We start from the raw sequence: 16,801 nt of genomic DNA, 5'->3' as shown, positions 1-16,801 counted from the left end.
ACCCGTAAGTATTAAGGGCAGACATACGACAAAGTGCAAAGCATACGGTATACCAACACCAAATAGAATACAATTCATGAAATTAGATATATTGGCCTTTGGGGCTCACCCAGATGATGTAGAACTAGGCGCAGGGGCCACGATTGCCAAAGAAGTGGCAAATGGCAATAAAGTGGGGATTATTGATTTGACCCGTGGCGAATTAGGTACACGTGGTTCAGCTGAAATAAGAAGTCAAGAAGCAAAAAAATCAGCTGATATTTTAGGAGTAGAAATTAGGGAAAACTTGGGTTTTGCTGACGGTTTTTTCACCAATGACAAGCAGCACCAGGTTGAAATTATCAAAAAAATCAGAAAATATAGACCTGAGATCGTTATCTGTAATGCCATTGACGATAGGCATATCGATCACGGTCGAGGAAGCAAATTGGTAAGTGATTCTTGCTTTTTGAGCGGATTGATTAAAATAGAAACACAACTAGAGGGGGAGAAAGAGGTTCAAGAACCATGGAGGCCAAAAGTCGTTTACCATTACATTCAATGGAAAAACCTGGAGCCGGATTTTGTGGTAGATGTCTCCGGTTTTATCGACAAAAAAATGGATTCTATCATGGCCTATTCTTCGCAGTTTCATGACCCGAATAGCAAAGAACCGGAAACGCCCATAAGTAGTAAAAATTTTATGGACAGTGTGAAATACAGGGCTCGTGACCTAGGTCGTTTGATTAATTCAGAATATGGTGAAGGTTTTACGGCAGAAAGATATGTGGCGGTCAAACAGCTAAATGATTTGGTTTAGGCCGTTTTCTTATAGTTTTTCTTTGATTTAGGAACTGTGAAGTGAAAAGTACTTCCCTTTCTCTTAAGGCTGTTGACCCAAATTTTACCGTGATTCTTTTCAATCATCTCTTTACATAAAGAAAGACCTAGACCAGTACCTTTTTCATTATTGGTGCCATAAGTGGTGACATTGGCATTCTTATGAAAAAGTTTATTGATGGTATCTTGGTCCATTCCCACACCTGTATCACGAATAGAAATTTGCCAATGGTCGTCTCTCTCCAGAGATGAAATGGTAACCATTCCATTTTCTGGGGTAAACTTTAGGGCATTGCTGATCAAGTTTCGAATTACGATATCTATCTGGTTTTCGTCTGACCAGGCCGTAGTATTCTGGTTCAAATGACTGATCAGTCTAATAGATTTGTTTTCCGCTATTTCTGCCAAAAGATGAATATTCTCGTTAACAATGGTCTCTAATGCCACCACCGATGGTTTGGTTATCGTACCATTCATTTGGGTCTGCCCCCATGAGAGTAGATTGTTCAAGGTAAACGCTATATGGTCGATATCGTGCCTGAATTTCGGAATGAACTCCATAAACTCACTTTGGCCTATTTCCCCTTCTTTAAAGAGTTTCAATAAACTTTGAAAGGCACCTATAGGCCCACGAAGGTCGTGCCCAATAATAGAAAAGAGTCGGTCTTTTGTCTTGTTGATTTCTCTTAGCTCCAATTCTCTCTTTTCAAGATCATCGGTTTTTCCTTGAAGTTTTTTATTGAGGTTTTTTTGAATTTTTTCACTTCTCCTCATTAAAAAGGTAACCGCGATGAATATCAATAAAATGGCCAATGCGGCATTGATATAATTTCTTTGCGCCGCAAGTTGCTTTTGGTTTTCTTCAATTAGTTCAAGCTTTTGTCTTTCATGCTCCATCTTGGTCTTGAGCATATTGAGACTTGTTTTGTTTTCTTGCCTTGATAACGAATCTGAAAGACTTTGATAGATTTCATGATAGGTGAGGGCGGCCGCGAAATCTTCTTTGTGCTTGTTCAATTTGTAAAGGGTGGCTGCGCATTTTTGCTGCCCTTCCATAAATTTTATTTTCTTGGAAATCTCCAAGGCGTCCAAAGCGTATTTTTCCGAAAGTTCATCGTTTTGGAGGTTGAGGTGTGCCTCGGCCATACCATTGTAAAGGTCTATTTTTCCTCTTTCGTCTTCAATCTTGCCGTGAAGCATTTCACTTTGGTTGTACCAATACAGGGCCCATTTATATTTTTTTTGCTTCAAATAGACTTTTCCTTTGATTTCATAGGCATACGCCAACCAGTCCATGATACCATGTTCTTCAAAGATGGTGATGCTACTATTAATATTGAACATGGCATAATCAAGTTTCCCCATATCTGCATAGAGCGAGCCCATGTTGCTCATACTTTCGGCAGAAATGACATCATCGCCTAGTTCATTATTTATTTTCTTTACGTTTTTGTAAAAGTCTAGCGCTTGTTCGTAGTCGTTCTGTGTAGCATAAAGGTTGGCAACGTTCTCGTTCATAATGGAGAGCATCAGCTTATCATTATATTGCTTCGCCATATCGATACCCTCTAAATAATGGGTAAGCGAATTGGTGTAATCTCCTTTATACATGTACTCTCCGGCCAAATTGTTTTTAGACATGAGAGAAATTTCCTGAATTCGGGCCTTATTACTTATTTTAAACGACTCTTGGTAGTATGATATCGCTTTTTTATGGTTTCCCTTATCCGAATAATAATCACCAAGACCTAAGAGAGCTTTACTTTCACCAAATTTAAAATTGATGACCCTACTAAGTTTAAGTGCTTGTTTCGACAGGTGTAATAGACTATCAGAATTATAAAACCGCTGTTCTTTACCCAAGCCATTAAGAAGGTTGATATATATTGAGTCTTTTACGGTAAAATTGTTTTGTGACTTGAGCCTTTTTATTTCGTTTTGAATACTGTCTTTGGTATTCTTTTGGGCCTGTATGTCAAAAGTGAAAAGTAGAACCACCAAAAGTAGTGCCCATCGTATATTCGATGGTCTTAAGAATTTTTTAAAATGCGCTTCTTGGCGATACATAGCTTGGCCCAATAATAAATCTAAGGTAGGCTAACCCTTATGGGGTATTAAATATTTGTTGTGAAACGCCAATAATTGTGTGTTTGGTCGGTTTAGAAGTGTATTTCATCGATTAAATACGATTCTTCTTACTTCTAAATATCTAATTGTCAGAGCTCACAATTTCGACGTCTTTTATCAATTGAATTTTATAAAATATGCTGATTTTTATTTTGAAAGATTGTTTAAAAAAAAGTACCTTTGCCACCGCTTGCAAAATGAGGTAAGCTTTTTGAAAGCAAATGGTGGTTGTAGCTCAGCTGGTTAGAGCGCTTGATTGTGGTTCAAGAGGTCGCCGGTTCGAACCCGGTCTTCCACCCAATAAAAAAGTCCCGATTATATCGGGACTTTTTCTTTTCTGCAATGTTTCTTACCTATTTAGCGGCCTTATCTACAACGACCCGTTGATCTCTATTCGCAACTTCCCAAGCGGTATGAAATATTAGCCGTGTTCTGTTCTGCAATAAATCATAATTAATCTTATCGGGGGTGTCACCTGGTCGATGATAGTCATCATGCGTTCCGTTAAAATAGAAAATGATGGGAATGTTGTTTTTTGCAAAATTGTAATGATCACTTCTATAATAAAAACGGTTGGGGTCGTTCTCGTCATTAAAGGTGTAATCGAGCTCGATATGTGTGTATTTATTGTTGACTTCTTCCGACAATTCATGAAGGTCGGTACTGAGCTTATCCGAACCTATTAAATAAATATAGTTTCGGTCGCCGTTTCTTTTCGGGTCGATACGCCCGATCATATCGATATTAAGGTTGGCCACCGTTTGCTCTAAAGGAAAAATAGGTTCAACATCGGTGTAATACCGAGAACCTAATAGTCCTTTTTCTTCACCGGTTACGTGTAGAAATACGATAGAACGTTTTGGTCCTTGGCCTTCATCGGCCGCTTTTTTAAATGCTTCTGCTATTTCAAGCAATGCCACGGTACCTGAGCCATCATCGTCGGCCCCATTATTGATTTCACCATCCGAAGAAACACCAATATGGTCTAAGTGAGAAGAGATAACTACGTATTCATCGGGTTTTTCCGTTCCTCTCAATATGGCCGCTACATTTTCAGACTCCACTTTGTTATTCTGGCTTTGAATGTCTAATTGAAGTTTGGTGGTAATAATTTTTGGCTTGTTTTCCGAATCTATTTTTGGTAAGATAGCCTTCGCCAGGTTTTCATTAATCCAAAAAGTAAAGAACTCTGAAGAAGCATCACTTGAGAGCTCCATTCTACCGCTGTCATTGCCTTTCATCCATTCAAACCTACTTTTAAATCTAGGAAAATTCATTGAATCATAGTAGAGCATGCCCTTGGCGCCTTTGCTGGTGGCCAATTCCATTCTTTTTCCCATTGATTCTGACATGTTGCTCCATACCGATTTTTGGCTGTTACCAGAAATGATATAGTTCCCGTCTTTACCAATTGGTTCACCTGCCTTTAGCAATACTATTTTTCCTTCGACATCTAAATCTTTATAATCGGAATATTCGTCGGTCTCGATTCCAAAACCGGCATAAACGATATTTTTGAACTCGCCCTGAGCTTTTGAGAAGGTTAAAAAATCGGTGCCTAAGGGAAAATTCTTTCCGTTAACGGTCAAAGAACCTTTAGGAAGTTGACTGACCTCTAATGGTACATTTTGAAAGTAATCGCCATTTGCTTTTGCAGCTTTTATTCCGAGTTTCTCGTATTCCTTCTTTAGGTATTCCACCGCCTTCTTTTGTCCAGGCTCCCCGGTTTCACGACCCTCAAATTCATCCGAAGCATAGGTGTATAGATGCTCTTTCAACTCTTCTTCGGTTATACTTTCCGCATAACTTTCAGGGTCTTTTACAACGGTCGCTTCGGCCGATTGCTCGGAGCTGACGACCGTTTTTTGCGCAGAATTACAGGCCATGATGAGGCCGAAAAAAGCCAATATCAATTTTTTCATGATTTTGTATTATATAAATTAAGGGCAACCAAGCATCATAGTTATTTGATTGACAATCGCTAAAGCGAATGGTCAAAAAGTTTGCTTTTTGTAGAGCTGCTAAAATTCATCAAAAATAAAGAAAACAAACTGAACTTCTATTTTAACGGTTGCCAAATAAAAAATGGCTTCTTTGTTAATTTTTGGTAACTTCATCGGCATTCAAAACATTCAATACAACCACAAGCGCCATGAAAATTTCGAACCTTGTAGCAATAACCTTAATTCTTGGCTTGAGCGCCTTTAGCTGTAAACAAAACAAAAAAGAAAAAGAAATGGAGAGCCCCGATCAAACGGAAGAAAGTAAACTGTCAGACGAACTTAACGTTAGTAATTTTGAAACTGTCATCGAAGGTGATTCGGTTCGCCTCTACACTATGAAGAATAAGAACGGAATGGAAGTTACCATTACTAATTATGGACAGCGATTGATTTCATTACATGCCCCAGATAAAAATGGCGATTTTGAAGATGTGGTGCTGGGCTTTCCGCATTTAGATAACTATAGGGCCAAAAAGAATTATTACGGCGCTACTATTGGTCGTTATGGAAACCGTATAGCCAAAGGTAAGTTTAGTATTGACGGAACTGTTTATGATTTGGCAATCAATAATAACGAGAACCATTTGCACGGCGGTATCAAAGGTTTTGAAAGTGTGGTGTGGAATGTTGACGAGTCAAGCGACAGTCATATTGTTTTTAGTCGCACTTCTCCTGATATGGAAGAAGGTTATCCAGGAAATTTAAATGTGAAAGTGCGTTACGACCTAACCGACCAAAACGAGTTGAAAATAAATTATGAGGCCACGACCGACAAAGCGACGTACATTAACTTGACACATCACTCCTTTTTCAATTTGAAGGGAGAAGGTAATGGCGATGTCACCGACCACGTTCTTTGGTTAAATGCCGATAGCTTTACACCTGTTAATAGTGGACTGATTCCGACAGGGGATATTGAAAGCGTAAAAGGCACCCCCTTTGATTTTACGACTGCCAAACCTATAGGTCAAGATTTAGAAGTAGAAAGTGAACAACTCAAGTTTGCCAATGGTTACGATCACAATTTCGTATTGAACAAAGAACCTAAGAATGAAGATGGGTTGGTACTAGCTGCCAAGGTGGTCGAACCTGAAAGCGGCAGAACTATGGAAGTCTATACCGATGAACCGGGCGTTCAGTTTTATGGTGGAAATTTTTTAACCGGGGCTGATATCGGTAAAGGTGGTAAACCCTATGTTTTTAGGGGTTCTTTTTGTTTGGAGACCCAGCATTTTCCAGATTCGCCGAACCAGCCTAATTTTCAGAGTACCCGCTTAGACCCAGGCAGGACTTATGTTTCTAATTGCGTGTATAAGTTCGGTTTGCAGGAAAACTGATTTGGGCAATTTGGGTGTATAATTGATATTGGGTTGATTTAAATCAACCCTTTTGTCGTTTGAATAGGGTAATATAGTATTGGTTTTGGATAATTTGAATTTAGTAGAATCCCTGCTCGGCAACGTATTTTTGTAGAATCATTGTAAAATTAGAGTTATGACATTCGAATGGGAAGGGGTAATGCCCGCAGTAACAACCAAATTCACCGCACAAGATACATTGGATATACCGATGTTTGAGAAGAATATCGCGGCTCAAATAGAGGCCGGAGTAAGCGGTATTGTTTTAGGAGGCTCTCTTGGGGAGGCCAGCACGCTAAGTCGTGAAGAGAAAAAGATTTTGATCAAAGAAACCCTTTCGATTGCCGACAATAACGTTCCTGTAATAATGACCATTGCAGAACAATCTACCAAAGAAGCCATTGAGGTGGCGGCTGAGGCAGAAAAAATGGGTGCCAATGGTTTGATGGTATTGCCCCCAATGCGCTACAAGTCTACCGACCTAGAGACAGTAACTTATTTTAAGGACATAGCGAAAAGTACCGATTTACCGATTATGATATATAACAATCCGGTAGATTATAAAATAGAGGTGACCGTTGATATGTTCGAAGAATTAATGGAGATGGATAACGTTAGGGCAGTAAAAGAATCTACTCGCGATATCATTAACATCGGTAGGCTTAGAAATAGGTTTGGTAATTCTTTAAAAATTCTTACCGGAGTTGACCCGTTGGCTTTAGAAAGTTTATTGATGGGCGCCGATGGTTGGGTGGCCGGTTTGGTTTGCGCCTTTCCAGCAGAAACAGTGGCTATTTATAAACTGGCTAAAGCAGGTTTTCCCAAAGAGGCTACTGAGATTTACAGGTGGTTTCTGCCATTGTTAGAGCTTGATATTAGTCCGCAGTTGGTACAGAATATTAAATTGGCCGAAGTGGCTACGGGTCTTGGCACCGAGTTCGTAAGAAAGCCTAGACTGCCATTACAAGGTGCGGAAAGGGATAGGGTGATAAATGTCATTCAAGAATCTTTAAAGTCGAGACCAGAGTTACCCGATTATAAAAACCTTACTATAGTGTCCGGCGAAATATCTGCTTAATAGGTCGAATTTAGTAAGACTGCTTTATTTTGAGTTGAGGCGGACATTTAAAGCAATATTAACGTTGCTTTATCTTGACATCCTTCATCAAATGTGCTAGTTTTCAGTTTCAATCTATGAACCTCAAAATTTGAATGATGATTACCGGAAAGAACTATATAGGAAATGATTTAACGGCTACTGGAGATAGTACTTATGCTACCTTTAATCCGAAAGAAAACACACAAACGGATTGGAAGCTTTTCGAAGCCACCGAAGATGAGATAAACAAAGCAGCGCAAAAAGCTAAGGATGCTTTTGCTGGTTACAAAGATTTAAGTGGCGCTAAAAAGGCGGAGTTCTTGATTGCCATCGCCGAAGAAATAGAAGCTTTAGGTGATGAATTGATAGAGACCTATATGATAGAATCTGGTCTTCCTGAAGGTCGTGCACGTGGAGAACGTGGTCGTACCATGAGCCAGCTAAAGTCTTTTGCAACGCTATTACAAGAAGGGTCGTGGGTAGAGGCAACCATTGATACGGCACAGCCTGATAGAGAACCGCTACCCAAAGTTGATATTCGAAAAATGTTGGTGCCTATAGGGCCTATTGCAGTTTTTGGGTCAAGCAATTTCCCTTTTGCCTTTTCAACGGCAGGTGGCGATACGGCCAGTGCGCTGGCAGCTGGTTGCCCTGTAATCGTTAAAAGTCATCCGATGCATGCGGCAACAGGTGAATTGGTTTCTTCGGCCGTAATAAAGGCTGCCAAAAGAACGGGTATGCCAGATGGTGTGTTCTCTAACTTGAACAGTAGCGGAATTGAAGTTGGTAAAAAGTTGGTCTTGCATCCCTCCATTAAAGGGGTTGGCTTTACAGGTAGTATAAAAGGCGGAATGGCCTTATACCGATTGGCCAACGAAAGGGAAGAACCCATTCCTGTTTTTGCTGAAATGGGTAGTATAAATCCGGTAGTGGTTTTCCCTTCTGCTTTAGAGGATAAAGAAGCAAATTGGGCGCAAAAATACGCAGGTTCGATAACCCTGGGTGCTGGTCAGTTCTGTACTAACCCAGGTTTAATATTGGGTATAGAGGGTGAAACTATGAATAGTTTTATCAAAAAACTGGGAGAAGAAATCAGCCAACTCGACCCAACCTGCATGCTTCACCCAAACATTCACAAAAACTTTGAGTCTGGTAAGCAAGAGTTGTCCAACCAAGGTGGGGTAGATGTAGTTGCGGAGTATACCGCAGATGCCTCCCCTAACTTTGCCAAGCAAAAGGTCTTAAGTATTGCAGGTGCCGAATTTTTAAAAAATCCCAAATTACATGAAGAGGTTTTTGGTCCTTTCTCCATTGTAGTTAGGTGCACCGATGCCAACGAACTTAATGCAGTTATTGGACGCCTTGAGGGTCAGTTGACCGGAACATTGTTAGGTGATGAAAGTGAGATGAGTACTTATACAGATACTATCGATGCATTGCAATCGAAAGTGGGTAGAATCATTTTTAATGGCGTACCAACTGGTGTAGAGGTGTGTCCATCAATGCAGCATGGTGGTCCTTTTCCTGCCAGTAGCGACAGTCGCTTTACTTCGGTAGGTACTTCTGCCATCAAGAGATGGGTAAGACCGGTATCCTTTCAAAATTGGCCACATGATTTATTGCCCGACGCCTTAAAAAACAACAATCCGTTAAACCTTATGCGACTTTTGAACGGTGAACATACCAATACAAAAGTTTCGTAGTTGTCAAAGCTTTAAATAGCCTATGGCCAAATCGATTTTTACCTGTATTGATGCCCATACATGCGGTAACCCTGTAAGAGTAATTGCAAAAGGTGGTCCCGAGCTCATTGGTAAGAATATGAGCGAAAAGAGACAGCACTTTTTAAAAGAATATGATTGGATCCGAAAGGGGTTAATGTTCGAGCCTAGAGGGCATGACATGATGAGTGGCAGCATATTCTATCCCCCAAGTAATCCTGATAATGATTTTGCCATTCTTTTTGTAGAAACAAGTGGATGTTTGCCTATGTGTGGACATGGCACCATCGGTTCTATAACGATCGGTATAGAAGAGGGGCTGATAAAACCAAAAACTCCAGGCAGGGTTTTGATGGAAGCCCCCGCAGGATTGGTAGAAATAGAATACCGGCAGAAAGAAAATAAGGTAGAATGGGTGAAGTTGAAAAATGTTAAGTCTTTTTTGGCGGCTTCTGAACTCACTATAGACAGTAGTTTTTTAGGCAGTTTGGTATTTGATGTCTCTTATGGCGGCAATTTTTACGCTATCGTCGACCCCCAACCGAATTTTAAAGGCATACAGGAATTTTCAGCAGGTGAGCTTATTCGATTTAGTCAGGAGATCAGGGAGAAAATAAATCAAAAATATCCTGGTAAGTTCGTTCACCCAGAAGATGAAACTATCAATGGCGTAAGCCATGTGTTGTGGACAGGTACTACCATATCGCCGCAAGCAACGGCCCGAAATGCTGTTTTTTATGGTGATAAAGCTATTGACCGCTCACCATGCGGTACAGGCACATCAGCAAGAATGGCTCAATGGTTCGCAAAGGGTAAACTTAAAATTGGTGATGAATTTATTCATGAAAGTTATATAGGATCCCAATTCATTGGTAGGGTAGAGCAGGTCGCTAGCGTCGGTAATTTAAAGGCCATTCAACCGAGTATTCAGGGTTGGGCAAAAATCTATGGCCATAATGAGATAAGTATTGATGATGATGACCCTTATGCGTTTGGTTTTCAGGTAATTTAATTAGTTCAATGGGTTTAGGAAAGCAAGTGGTGATTATTGGAGGTGGTATTGTTGGGTTGAGTTCAGCATATTACCTTCAGAAAGAAGGGTATGAGGTAACGGTTATCGATAAAACCAATATGACCAGTGGCGCGTCTTACGTGAATGCAGGGTTTTTAACTCCTAGCCATATTATTCCTTTGGCTTCTCCAGGCATGATTGCGAAAGGGTTGAAAATGATGTTCAATTCTTCGAGTCCTTTTTATATGAAACCCAGATGGGATACCGATTTTTTCAAATGGGCCTGGTATTTTCATAAATCCTCTACAGATTCAAAGGTTGAAAAGGCTATTCCCGTAATCAAGGATATCAATTTATTGAGCCGAGATTTGTTCGAAGATATCAAGGCATCGGGTGACTTGGGCGATTTTCAGTTGGAAAGAAACGGTTTGTTGATGCTTTACCAAACACAGTCAGCATTTTTACATGAGAAAGAGGTAGCTGAGAGAGCTTCCGATTTAGGATTAGAAGTAGCCTACTTGGATAAAGCACAACTAAAACAAAAGGAGCCCCATGTTTCTATTGCTGCAGAAGGCGCTATACACTATGAATGTGACGGACATACAACACCTACTCAAATAATGCCTTTATTGATTGCTTATTTGAAAAAGATAGGCGTAAACATCAATGAGAATGAGATAGTACAAGATCTAAAAGTCAAGTCTGGGCGTATTGAAGAAGTTGTAACTGACAAGTCTAGTTATAGACCGGAACATGTTGTAATGGCGGCCGGTTCTTGGAGCGGCCTACTTTCGAAAAAATTGGGCATTGATCTTCCTTTACAAGGAGGAAAAGGGTATAGAATCAATGTAAAACGGGAAACTGGAATTCAATTGCCGGCTATTCTTATGGAAGCAAAAATGGCGGTAACTCCGATGGTCGGATTCACTCGTTTTGCGGGTACTATGGAGTTTTCGGGCAATAATAGAATTGTGAGAAAAGAGCGTGTGAATGCCATTGCTGCAGGGGCTCAACGATTTTATCCTAATCTTAGTATTACTGATGAGGAGTTAGATGATGCCCAAACAGGATTACGACCCGTATCACCAGACGGATTGCCCTATATCGGCAAACCTTCAAAAATCGATAATCTCGTTTTTGCCACAGGCCATGCTATGATGGGCTGGAGCCTTGGCCCCGCAACAGGCAAATTGGTTTCTGAAATTATTGGAAATAAAAAGACGTCGATGAATATAGAGGCCTTCTCACCTAACCGTAAGTTCTAATGAGGTTGGATTAAATCCCACAGATTGCCATATAAATCGCTAAAGACAACAACGGTTCCATAGGGTTCTTCTCTGGGTTCTTCCTTAAATATAACTCCGTTATCTTTCATTATTTGATAATCGGTCCAGAAATCATGGGTATTCAAAAACAGAAAAACCCTACCACCGGCCTGATTACCAATGGTACTTTCTTGCATAGGATTATCGGCTTTCGCCAATAGAAGTCGCATTCGTTTGTTGCTTTTTGGCGCCACAAGAACCCATCTTTTTTTATCGGTCAATTGAGTATCTTCCAAAACCGAGAAACCCAATTTTTTGGTGAAGAATTCAATGGCTTCATCATAATCTTTAACGAGATAGCTTACCTGAAAAATTTCCATTCTACGAGAAATTCTGAAATCTTGATTTTTTGGTCTCTTCCCATTCTTTTTTTAAAATACCGTAGCAGCAGGTATTTCTTTTATATCCATCAAGAAGATAAACGTTTTCCCTAAGTACTCCTTCCAAGACACCTCCCAATTTTTCTACAGCTTTTCTAGATTGTAGATTTCTCTCATCGATTCGGTATTCAACTTTTTCGAAGCCCATATCATTCAGGGCATAGTTCATCATAAGGTATTTCATATGGCTATTAAGGCCTGTACCATGAAATTCACGACCAATCCAAGTTGAGCCGATATGAAGAACTTTATTTCGCCAATCGATATTCATATAGCGTGTAGAACCAGCGTATATTTTTGCCTGTTTGTCAAAGACCAGAAATGGAATGCTTGTCTTGTTCTTGTACTGCTCTAGGGCCATTTCTACATACTGTTTAAGAGCGGTAGGGCCTTCAATATTCGAGGGCGAATATTGTACCAGTTTTTCTTGGCCGGCAATAGCGGATAAGTTTTCATAATTATCAAGACTTAACGGTGAAAGACGTACCCTTTCATCTTCTAAAGTGATGTCGTGTGTCATAAAACGAGATTGTTGATGATTTCTTTTTTTACCTCATGTTTCCCCTTAAAAATAGTTAGTTGGGCAGAGTCGCCAAACAGACTTGCTATTTTTTCTTCCTCCTTGGGCATACGTTTTTCAGTGAGATATTCATCTTCGTCACCGATAAATATTTTCACTTGGGTACCTTGTTCCCTCAAAAACTCGACATCGGTTTTGGTCAATTCGTTAGGTATTCCTCCTGCATAAAGTATTAACTGCGAACAATTTATTTTTCTACTGGCCGCCCATCTTAGAGCAATCGAAACCCCTTGCGAAAAGCCCAAAAGTATAAGATTCAGGTTTTTGGGTAGTTGTTCTTTACGCGCAACTGCATCGATATAAGCCAGAACGTTTTGGGTCTCTCGAACCGTTTCTTCTTTCGTAAGCCAACTAGCGCCTACATGTCTGAATTGGTCATTCAAATAATATTTAGAAGGTGCCTGAGGGGCAATAATATAGTTCTCGTTATTCGGAAGCTCGTCAAAATAACGTAAAAAATATCGACTCAAATAGCCCATGCCATGAAAGACCAACCAAACGTTTTTAGTCTCTGGGCCCAACTGGTTGAGGGTAACGTAAGAGTTGGTATGTTCATAGGTGACAAGGTGTTCATTTTGGTCCATGCTTCAAAAACTAACTGTAAATAGCAATGCTGATGCTCTGTTAATGATTATTTTTGACCAAAAATAGAACTTATGGAAGGCTACAAAGAAAAAATATTAAAAGTTTGCAACAAGTCTTCTAAGAATACCCTAATGGAAACCCTTAGTATCGAATATACCGATGTGGGTGCCGATTACCTTGTTGCCAAAATGCCAGTGAACCCTACCGTACATCAACCGGATGGAGTTTTGCACGGTGGCGCTATGGTTGCCCTTGCAGAGAGCGTTGGTAGCATGGCTTCTTATATCTTCTTAGATGCCCAAAAATTTGCCATACGAGGGATTGAAATTTCTGCCAACCACGTGAAGAGTGTGCGAGAAGGCGAAGTATTTGCCAAAGCGACCATTATTCATAAGGGAAGAACAACTCAATTATGGGAAATAAGAATTACCAACAGTCAAGATCAGCTGGTCTCTCTTTGTAAACTAACCACGATAGCATTAAGTAAGGAGTAATGACCCCTGAAGTATTCTTTGACCAACTAGAGAACCACCTTTCGAAAGAACTGCCGTTAGTTGTTTACCGCAAGCCCATGAAAAGCGGTCTAAGGGCCTTGTTGCAAAATACCGATACCTTGTACGAGGTAAAGAATTTTAAAGAGTCCGGTTTTGTTTTTGCGCCTTTTGATAGTCAATCTAGAAAAGTATTGATTCAGTCTTCCGAGATGCTTGAGTTAGCATCTTATTCGCCTAAAAAGTTTGAGCCTGAGGAGTATTTAGATATAGACCTAAAGAATGTTGGGAATAAAGACCATCATTTGAGATTGGTTCAAAATGCTGTTAGTTCAATTAAGCAGGGTCATTTGAAAAAGGTTGTGCTATCCAGAATTTTGAAAGGTCAGGCAACAATGAAACCTTTGTCACTATTTCAGCGGTTATTGGCTCTGTACAGCAATGCCTTCTGTTATTTGTTCTATCACCCAAAAGTGGGGTTATGGTTAGGTGCTACTCCTGAAATTCTTCTTCAAGTCAAAAACAACAGGTTGACCACCATGTCTTTGGCGGGTACTAAACCTTATGTTAATGGGCAAGAACCTGAATGGGGCGAAAAAGAAATTCTAGAGCAAAAATATGTAACGGAGTATATTGAAGAAGCTCTCAAGAATGAAATTTCTGAACTGAATAGCGGTAGTTTAGAATCTGCTCGTTCGGGTAAGTTATGGCACCTTAGAACCAAGATTTCGGGTAACATCGAAAATCAAAATCTCGAAGGGGTGCTCGAGAAACTACATCCTACGCCAGCGGTTTGCGGATTACCTAAGCTCGAATCAAAGGCTTTCATCCTTGAAAATGAGGGATATGACAGGCAGTTTTACACCGGTTATTTAGGAGAGCTCAACATGAAGCAAGAAAAGATGCGAAGTTCAAGACGTGCCAATCAAGAAAATCAAGTGTATCGCTCTATCAATAGATTTACTGAACTATTCGTTAATCTCCGGTGTATGCAATTAGTAAAAGATCAGGCGTTGATTTATGTGGGCGGTGGTATTACGGCTGGTTCTGACCCGGAAAATGAATGGGATGAAACCGTTCTAAAAAGTAAAACTATGTCGAGTATTTTATAAACGAACCTTTGGTTTTGCCCATTAGGGAATCGTACTTTTGTACCTAATGAAACATTCTAGCATACCCTCGGCCCAATTGGTGGTTCAACACTGCAAGGCCAAAAAACTTCGGAACATAGTTATATCTCCTGGTTCAAGAAATGCTCCCTTGATTATAGGTTTTACCGAAGATCCTTATTTTACTTGTTACAGTATAGTAGACGAGCGTAGTGCGGCATTTTTTGCATTGGGTATAGCGCAACAACTGAAAGAGCCTGTGGCACTTGTCTGTACTTCCGGCAGTGCGCTTTTAAACTACTATCCTGCGATAGCGGAAGCGTTTTATTCTGGAATTCCCATAGTGGCGATTACAGCTGATAGGCCCGTTTATAAAATTGATGTAGGCGACGGGCAGACCATACGTCAAGACCATGTTTTTGATAGACATATCGGTTATTCGGCTAATTTAAGGCAAGATGTAACGCATTCTTTGGCAAGGGTTCAAAAGTATGCGCCCCAATGGTTAAAAGAAGGTACGGCTGAAGAGAACCAGAGTGAAATAAAGCAATTCAATGATTCTGAATTGAATAAGGCATTAAATGTGGCCCTGCAAGTTAAGTTGCCAGTACATATCAACGTTCCTTTTGAAGAGCCTTTATACGATACGGTAGACCAACCTACCGAAGTTGCACTTACAGTGATGCCCCAGAATAGCTCGGAAGAGGCAGAAATAGAGATGGAGCCTTTTGTTGAGACTTGGAAAAACTCAGAAAGAAAGATGGTTCTTGTAGGTGTGAATGCGCCAAATGAGATTGATGTAGACATATTGGAGGCATTGGCCAACGACCCAACGGTAATTGTTTTTACTGAAACCACCTCAAACCTTCACCATAAAAACTTCTTTGGGAGTATAGACAGCATAGTGGCACCTATTGAAAAGGCAAGCAATACTGAAGAACTCTTCAACCGTTTAAAACCCGACATTTTGTTGACCTTCGGGGGGCTCGTAGTTTCCAAAAAAATAAAAGCATTTTTAAGGGAGTACAGTCCTGATCAACATTGGCACATTGATCAAATTAAGGCATTCAATACTTTTTTCTCTTTAACGGAACATGTAAAGCAGAAGCCCAACGACTTCTTAAGAAAACTGCTTTTTAACGGACAAAAGGCCGAAAGTGATTATTATTCTTATTGGAGCGGGCGTAAAACAAATTATGAAGCCAGAAGGGATGAGTATTTAGCGCAAATTGAGTTTTCGGATCTATTGGCATTTGAAAGTATTTTAAAATTCATCCCGAAAGAAACCCAAGTGCACTTGTCTAACAGTTCAACGGTGCGTTATGCGCAGTTATTCAATTTAGATAGTAGTCTACATGTGTATTGTAATAGGGGTACAAGTGGTATTGATGGCAGTACGTCTACAGCAGTAGGGGCGTCGATTAATTATACCGGTCCGACACTTTTGATAACGGGTGATTTGAGTTTCTTTTACGACAGCAATGCGATGTGGAACTCTTATATACGACCCGATTTTCGAATCATATTGATCAATAATAGTGGGGGAGGCATTTTTAGAATTCTTCCGGGCCGAGATGATTCGGAAAATTTTGAAACTTTTTTTGAGACCAAGCACCAAATGTCGGGCAAATTATTGAGTGAACAATTTGGTTTTAACCATCAAATAGTTGATGAAAAAAGAGGTCTTGAAAATGCCCTTAAGGAGTTCTTTTTGCCGTCTCAATTTCCAAAAGTACTTGAAGTAAGCACCCCGAGATTATTGAATAACAAAATTTTGCTCGGTTATTTTGATTTTATATCTTAGGCTAAATATTAACCAATAATCATTTAGACACTAACTATTATGAGCAAGAGAGACGATTTAATTGCTAAGTACGCAGCAGACATCAAAGACAAGTTTGGCGAAGCCCCCGACATGGATCTTTTGACAAAAGTAACTGTAGGTCTAGGGCCTGCAATCTATAATATCGATGCTTCAAAAGTTTCTGGTGGCGATGAAAAAGAGCTTGAAACTGTAAAGAAAAACTATCTTATCAAGAAGCTTGGTATGTCAGATAGCCCAGAATTGATGGATGCAGTTAAGAGTGTATTGGAGAAATATGGTTCTTCTAACAAGAATAAGCACAGAGCTGTAGTTTATTATATGTTATGCAAGCATTTCAATAAAGCTTCTATTTACGCATAGTAGATTT

Annotated in this window: 15 protein-coding genes and 1 tRNA gene; 11 read left to right on the top strand and 5 right to left on the bottom strand. The window is 40.0% G+C overall.

The window, feature by feature from the left end; all coding sequences use genetic code 11:
• Window positions 1-76: 76 nt before the first annotated feature.
• A complete protein-coding gene (gene bshB1, locus D1013_RS13475; RefSeq protein ID WP_121849330.1) occupies window positions 77-799 on the top strand; it encodes a bacillithiol biosynthesis deacetylase BshB1 in 723 nt (240 codons plus the stop codon).
• Here bshB1 and D1013_RS13470 read toward each other — a convergent pair.
• The gene (locus D1013_RS13470; protein WP_121849329.1) at window positions 796-2,886 is read right to left on the bottom strand and encodes a tetratricopeptide repeat-containing sensor histidine kinase; all 2,091 of its coding nucleotides are present in this window, start codon (window positions 2,884-2,886) and stop codon (window positions 796-798) included. The two genes, bshB1 and D1013_RS13470, sit on opposite strands and share 4 nt — an antisense overlap.
• 283 nt (window positions 2,887-3,169) lie before the next feature.
• Between D1013_RS13470 and D1013_RS13465 the strand changes: the two genes are divergently transcribed.
• A tRNA-His gene (locus D1013_RS13465) sits at window positions 3,170-3,245 on the top strand.
• Window positions 3,246-3,299: 54 nt separating this feature from the next.
• Here D1013_RS13465 and D1013_RS13460 read toward each other — a convergent pair.
• Complete coding sequence (locus D1013_RS13460) at window positions 3,300-4,868, bottom strand: M28 family peptidase (RefSeq protein WP_121849328.1); 1,569 nt, start codon at window positions 4,866-4,868, stop codon at window positions 3,300-3,302.
• 230 nt (window positions 4,869-5,098) lie between these two features.
• Between D1013_RS13460 and D1013_RS13455 the strand changes: the two genes are divergently transcribed.
• The 5 genes from D1013_RS13455 to D1013_RS13435 all read left to right on the top strand — a co-directional run bounded on the left by D1013_RS13455 (window position 5,099) and on the right by D1013_RS13435 (window position 11,404).
• Window positions 5,099-6,286 carry an aldose epimerase family protein gene (locus tag D1013_RS13455; protein WP_121849327.1) on the top strand — a complete coding sequence of 396 codons (1,188 nt, stop codon included), beginning with the start codon at window positions 5,099-5,101 and terminating at the stop codon, window positions 6,284-6,286.
• Window positions 6,287-6,443: 157 nt separating this feature from the next.
• On the top strand, window positions 6,444-7,385 hold the full coding sequence (locus D1013_RS13450; protein ID WP_121849326.1) for a dihydrodipicolinate synthase family protein: 942 nt from the start codon (window positions 6,444-6,446) through the stop codon (window positions 7,383-7,385).
• 137 nt (window positions 7,386-7,522) lie between these two features.
• Window positions 7,523-9,109: an aldehyde dehydrogenase (NADP(+)) gene (locus tag D1013_RS13445; RefSeq protein ID WP_121849325.1), complete on the top strand. Its 1,587-nt coding sequence runs from the start codon at window positions 7,523-7,525 to the stop codon at window positions 9,107-9,109.
• Window positions 9,110-9,131: 22 nt separating this feature from the next.
• Window positions 9,132-10,139 (top strand): 4-hydroxyproline epimerase, encoded by a 1,008-nt coding sequence (locus D1013_RS13440; protein WP_121849324.1) that lies wholly within the window; start codon window positions 9,132-9,134, stop codon window positions 10,137-10,139.
• Window positions 10,140-10,147: 8 nt separating this feature from the next.
• Complete coding sequence (locus tag D1013_RS13435) at window positions 10,148-11,404, top strand: NAD(P)/FAD-dependent oxidoreductase (RefSeq protein ID WP_121849323.1); 1,257 nt, start codon at window positions 10,148-10,150, stop codon at window positions 11,402-11,404.
• Here the strand turns inward: D1013_RS13435 and D1013_RS13430 are convergent.
• The 3 genes from D1013_RS13430 to D1013_RS13420 are packed head-to-tail and all read right to left on the bottom strand — an operon-like array spanning window position 11,401 to window position 13,008.
• Window positions 11,401-11,784 (bottom strand): VOC family protein, encoded by a 384-nt coding sequence (locus D1013_RS13430; RefSeq protein ID WP_121849322.1) that lies wholly within the window; start codon window positions 11,782-11,784, stop codon window positions 11,401-11,403. The genes D1013_RS13435 and D1013_RS13430 overlap by 4 nt on opposite strands.
• A 1-nt stretch (window position 11,785) precedes the next feature.
• Complete coding sequence (locus tag D1013_RS13425) at window positions 11,786-12,364, bottom strand: GNAT family N-acetyltransferase (RefSeq protein ID WP_121849321.1); 579 nt, start codon at window positions 12,362-12,364, stop codon at window positions 11,786-11,788.
• Window positions 12,361-13,008 (bottom strand): alpha/beta hydrolase, encoded by a 648-nt coding sequence (locus tag D1013_RS13420; RefSeq protein ID WP_121849320.1) that lies wholly within the window; start codon window positions 13,006-13,008, stop codon window positions 12,361-12,363. Before D1013_RS13420 ends, D1013_RS13425 begins: the two co-directional genes overlap by 4 nt.
• Window positions 13,009-13,080: 72 nt before the next feature.
• On the opposite strand from D1013_RS13420, the gene D1013_RS13415 reads away from it, so the two are divergent.
• The 4 genes from D1013_RS13415 to D1013_RS13400 are packed head-to-tail and all read left to right on the top strand — an operon-like array spanning window position 13,081 to window position 16,794.
• The gene (locus tag D1013_RS13415) at window positions 13,081-13,503 is read left to right on the top strand and encodes a PaaI family thioesterase (protein ID WP_121849319.1); all 423 of its coding nucleotides are present in this window, start codon (window positions 13,081-13,083) and stop codon (window positions 13,501-13,503) included.
• Window positions 13,503-14,612: a chorismate-binding protein gene (locus D1013_RS13410; protein ID WP_121849318.1), complete on the top strand. Its 1,110-nt coding sequence runs from the start codon at window positions 13,503-13,505 to the stop codon at window positions 14,610-14,612. Before D1013_RS13415 ends, D1013_RS13410 begins: the two co-directional genes overlap by 1 nt.
• Before the next feature lie 46 nt (window positions 14,613-14,658).
• The gene (menD, locus tag D1013_RS13405; protein WP_121849317.1) at window positions 14,659-16,413 is read left to right on the top strand and encodes a 2-succinyl-5-enolpyruvyl-6-hydroxy-3-cyclohexene-1-carboxylic-acid synthase; all 1,755 of its coding nucleotides are present in this window, start codon (window positions 14,659-14,661) and stop codon (window positions 16,411-16,413) included.
• Between the two features lie 39 nt (window positions 16,414-16,452).
• Window positions 16,453-16,794, top strand: coding sequence for a DUF2853 family protein (locus tag D1013_RS13400; RefSeq protein WP_121849316.1), 342 nt, complete (start codon window positions 16,453-16,455; stop codon window positions 16,792-16,794).
• Window positions 16,795-16,801 lie beyond the last annotated feature (7 nt).

The sequence above is a fragment of the Euzebyella marina genome (assembly GCF_003687485.1).
Lineage (GTDB): Bacteria > Bacteroidota > Bacteroidia > Flavobacteriales > Flavobacteriaceae > Euzebyella > Euzebyella marina.
The sequence above is the reverse complement of the archived record's forward strand: the minus strand, read 5'-3'. Positions and strand labels throughout refer to the sequence as shown.

What these genes read in the sequence shown, in the direction of transcription:
- D1013_RS13410 (WP_121849318.1), top strand. Translation starts at nt 13,503, where the DNA reads ATGACCCCTGAAGTATTCTTTGACCAACTAGAGAACCACCTTTCGAAA.
- D1013_RS13415 (WP_121849319.1), top strand. Translation starts at nt 13,081, where the DNA reads ATGGAAGGCTACAAAGAAAAAATATTAAAAGTTTGCAACAAGTCTTCT.
- D1013_RS13445 (WP_121849325.1), top strand. Translation starts at nt 7,523, where the DNA reads ATGATTACCGGAAAGAACTATATAGGAAATGATTTAACGGCTACTGGA.
- D1013_RS13450 (WP_121849326.1), top strand. Translation starts at nt 6,444, where the DNA reads ATGACATTCGAATGGGAAGGGGTAATGCCCGCAGTAACAACCAAATTC.
- D1013_RS13435 (WP_121849323.1), top strand. Translation starts at nt 10,148, where the DNA reads ATGGGTTTAGGAAAGCAAGTGGTGATTATTGGAGGTGGTATTGTTGGG.
- menD (WP_121849317.1), top strand. Translation starts at nt 14,659, where the DNA reads ATGAAACATTCTAGCATACCCTCGGCCCAATTGGTGGTTCAACACTGC.
- D1013_RS13470 (WP_121849329.1), bottom strand. Translation starts at nt 2,886, where the DNA reads ATGTATCGCCAAGAAGCGCATTTTAAAAAATTCTTAAGACCATCGAAT.
- D1013_RS13425 (WP_121849321.1), bottom strand. Translation starts at nt 12,364, where the DNA reads ATGACACACGACATCACTTTAGAAGATGAAAGGGTACGTCTTTCACCG.
- D1013_RS13460 (WP_121849328.1), bottom strand. Translation starts at nt 4,868, where the DNA reads ATGAAAAAATTGATATTGGCTTTTTTCGGCCTCATCATGGCCTGTAAT.
- D1013_RS13430 (WP_121849322.1), bottom strand. Translation starts at nt 11,784, where the DNA reads ATGGAAATTTTTCAGGTAAGCTATCTCGTTAAAGATTATGATGAAGCC.
- D1013_RS13420 (WP_121849320.1), bottom strand. Translation starts at nt 13,008, where the DNA reads ATGGACCAAAATGAACACCTTGTCACCTATGAACATACCAACTCTTAC.
- D1013_RS13455 (WP_121849327.1), top strand. Translation starts at nt 5,099, where the DNA reads ATGAAAATTTCGAACCTTGTAGCAATAACCTTAATTCTTGGCTTGAGC.
- D1013_RS13400 (WP_121849316.1), top strand. Translation starts at nt 16,453, where the DNA reads ATGAGCAAGAGAGACGATTTAATTGCTAAGTACGCAGCAGACATCAAA.
- bshB1 (WP_121849330.1), top strand. Translation starts at nt 77, where the DNA reads ATGAAATTAGATATATTGGCCTTTGGGGCTCACCCAGATGATGTAGAA.
- D1013_RS13440 (WP_121849324.1), top strand. Translation starts at nt 9,132, where the DNA reads ATGGCCAAATCGATTTTTACCTGTATTGATGCCCATACATGCGGTAAC.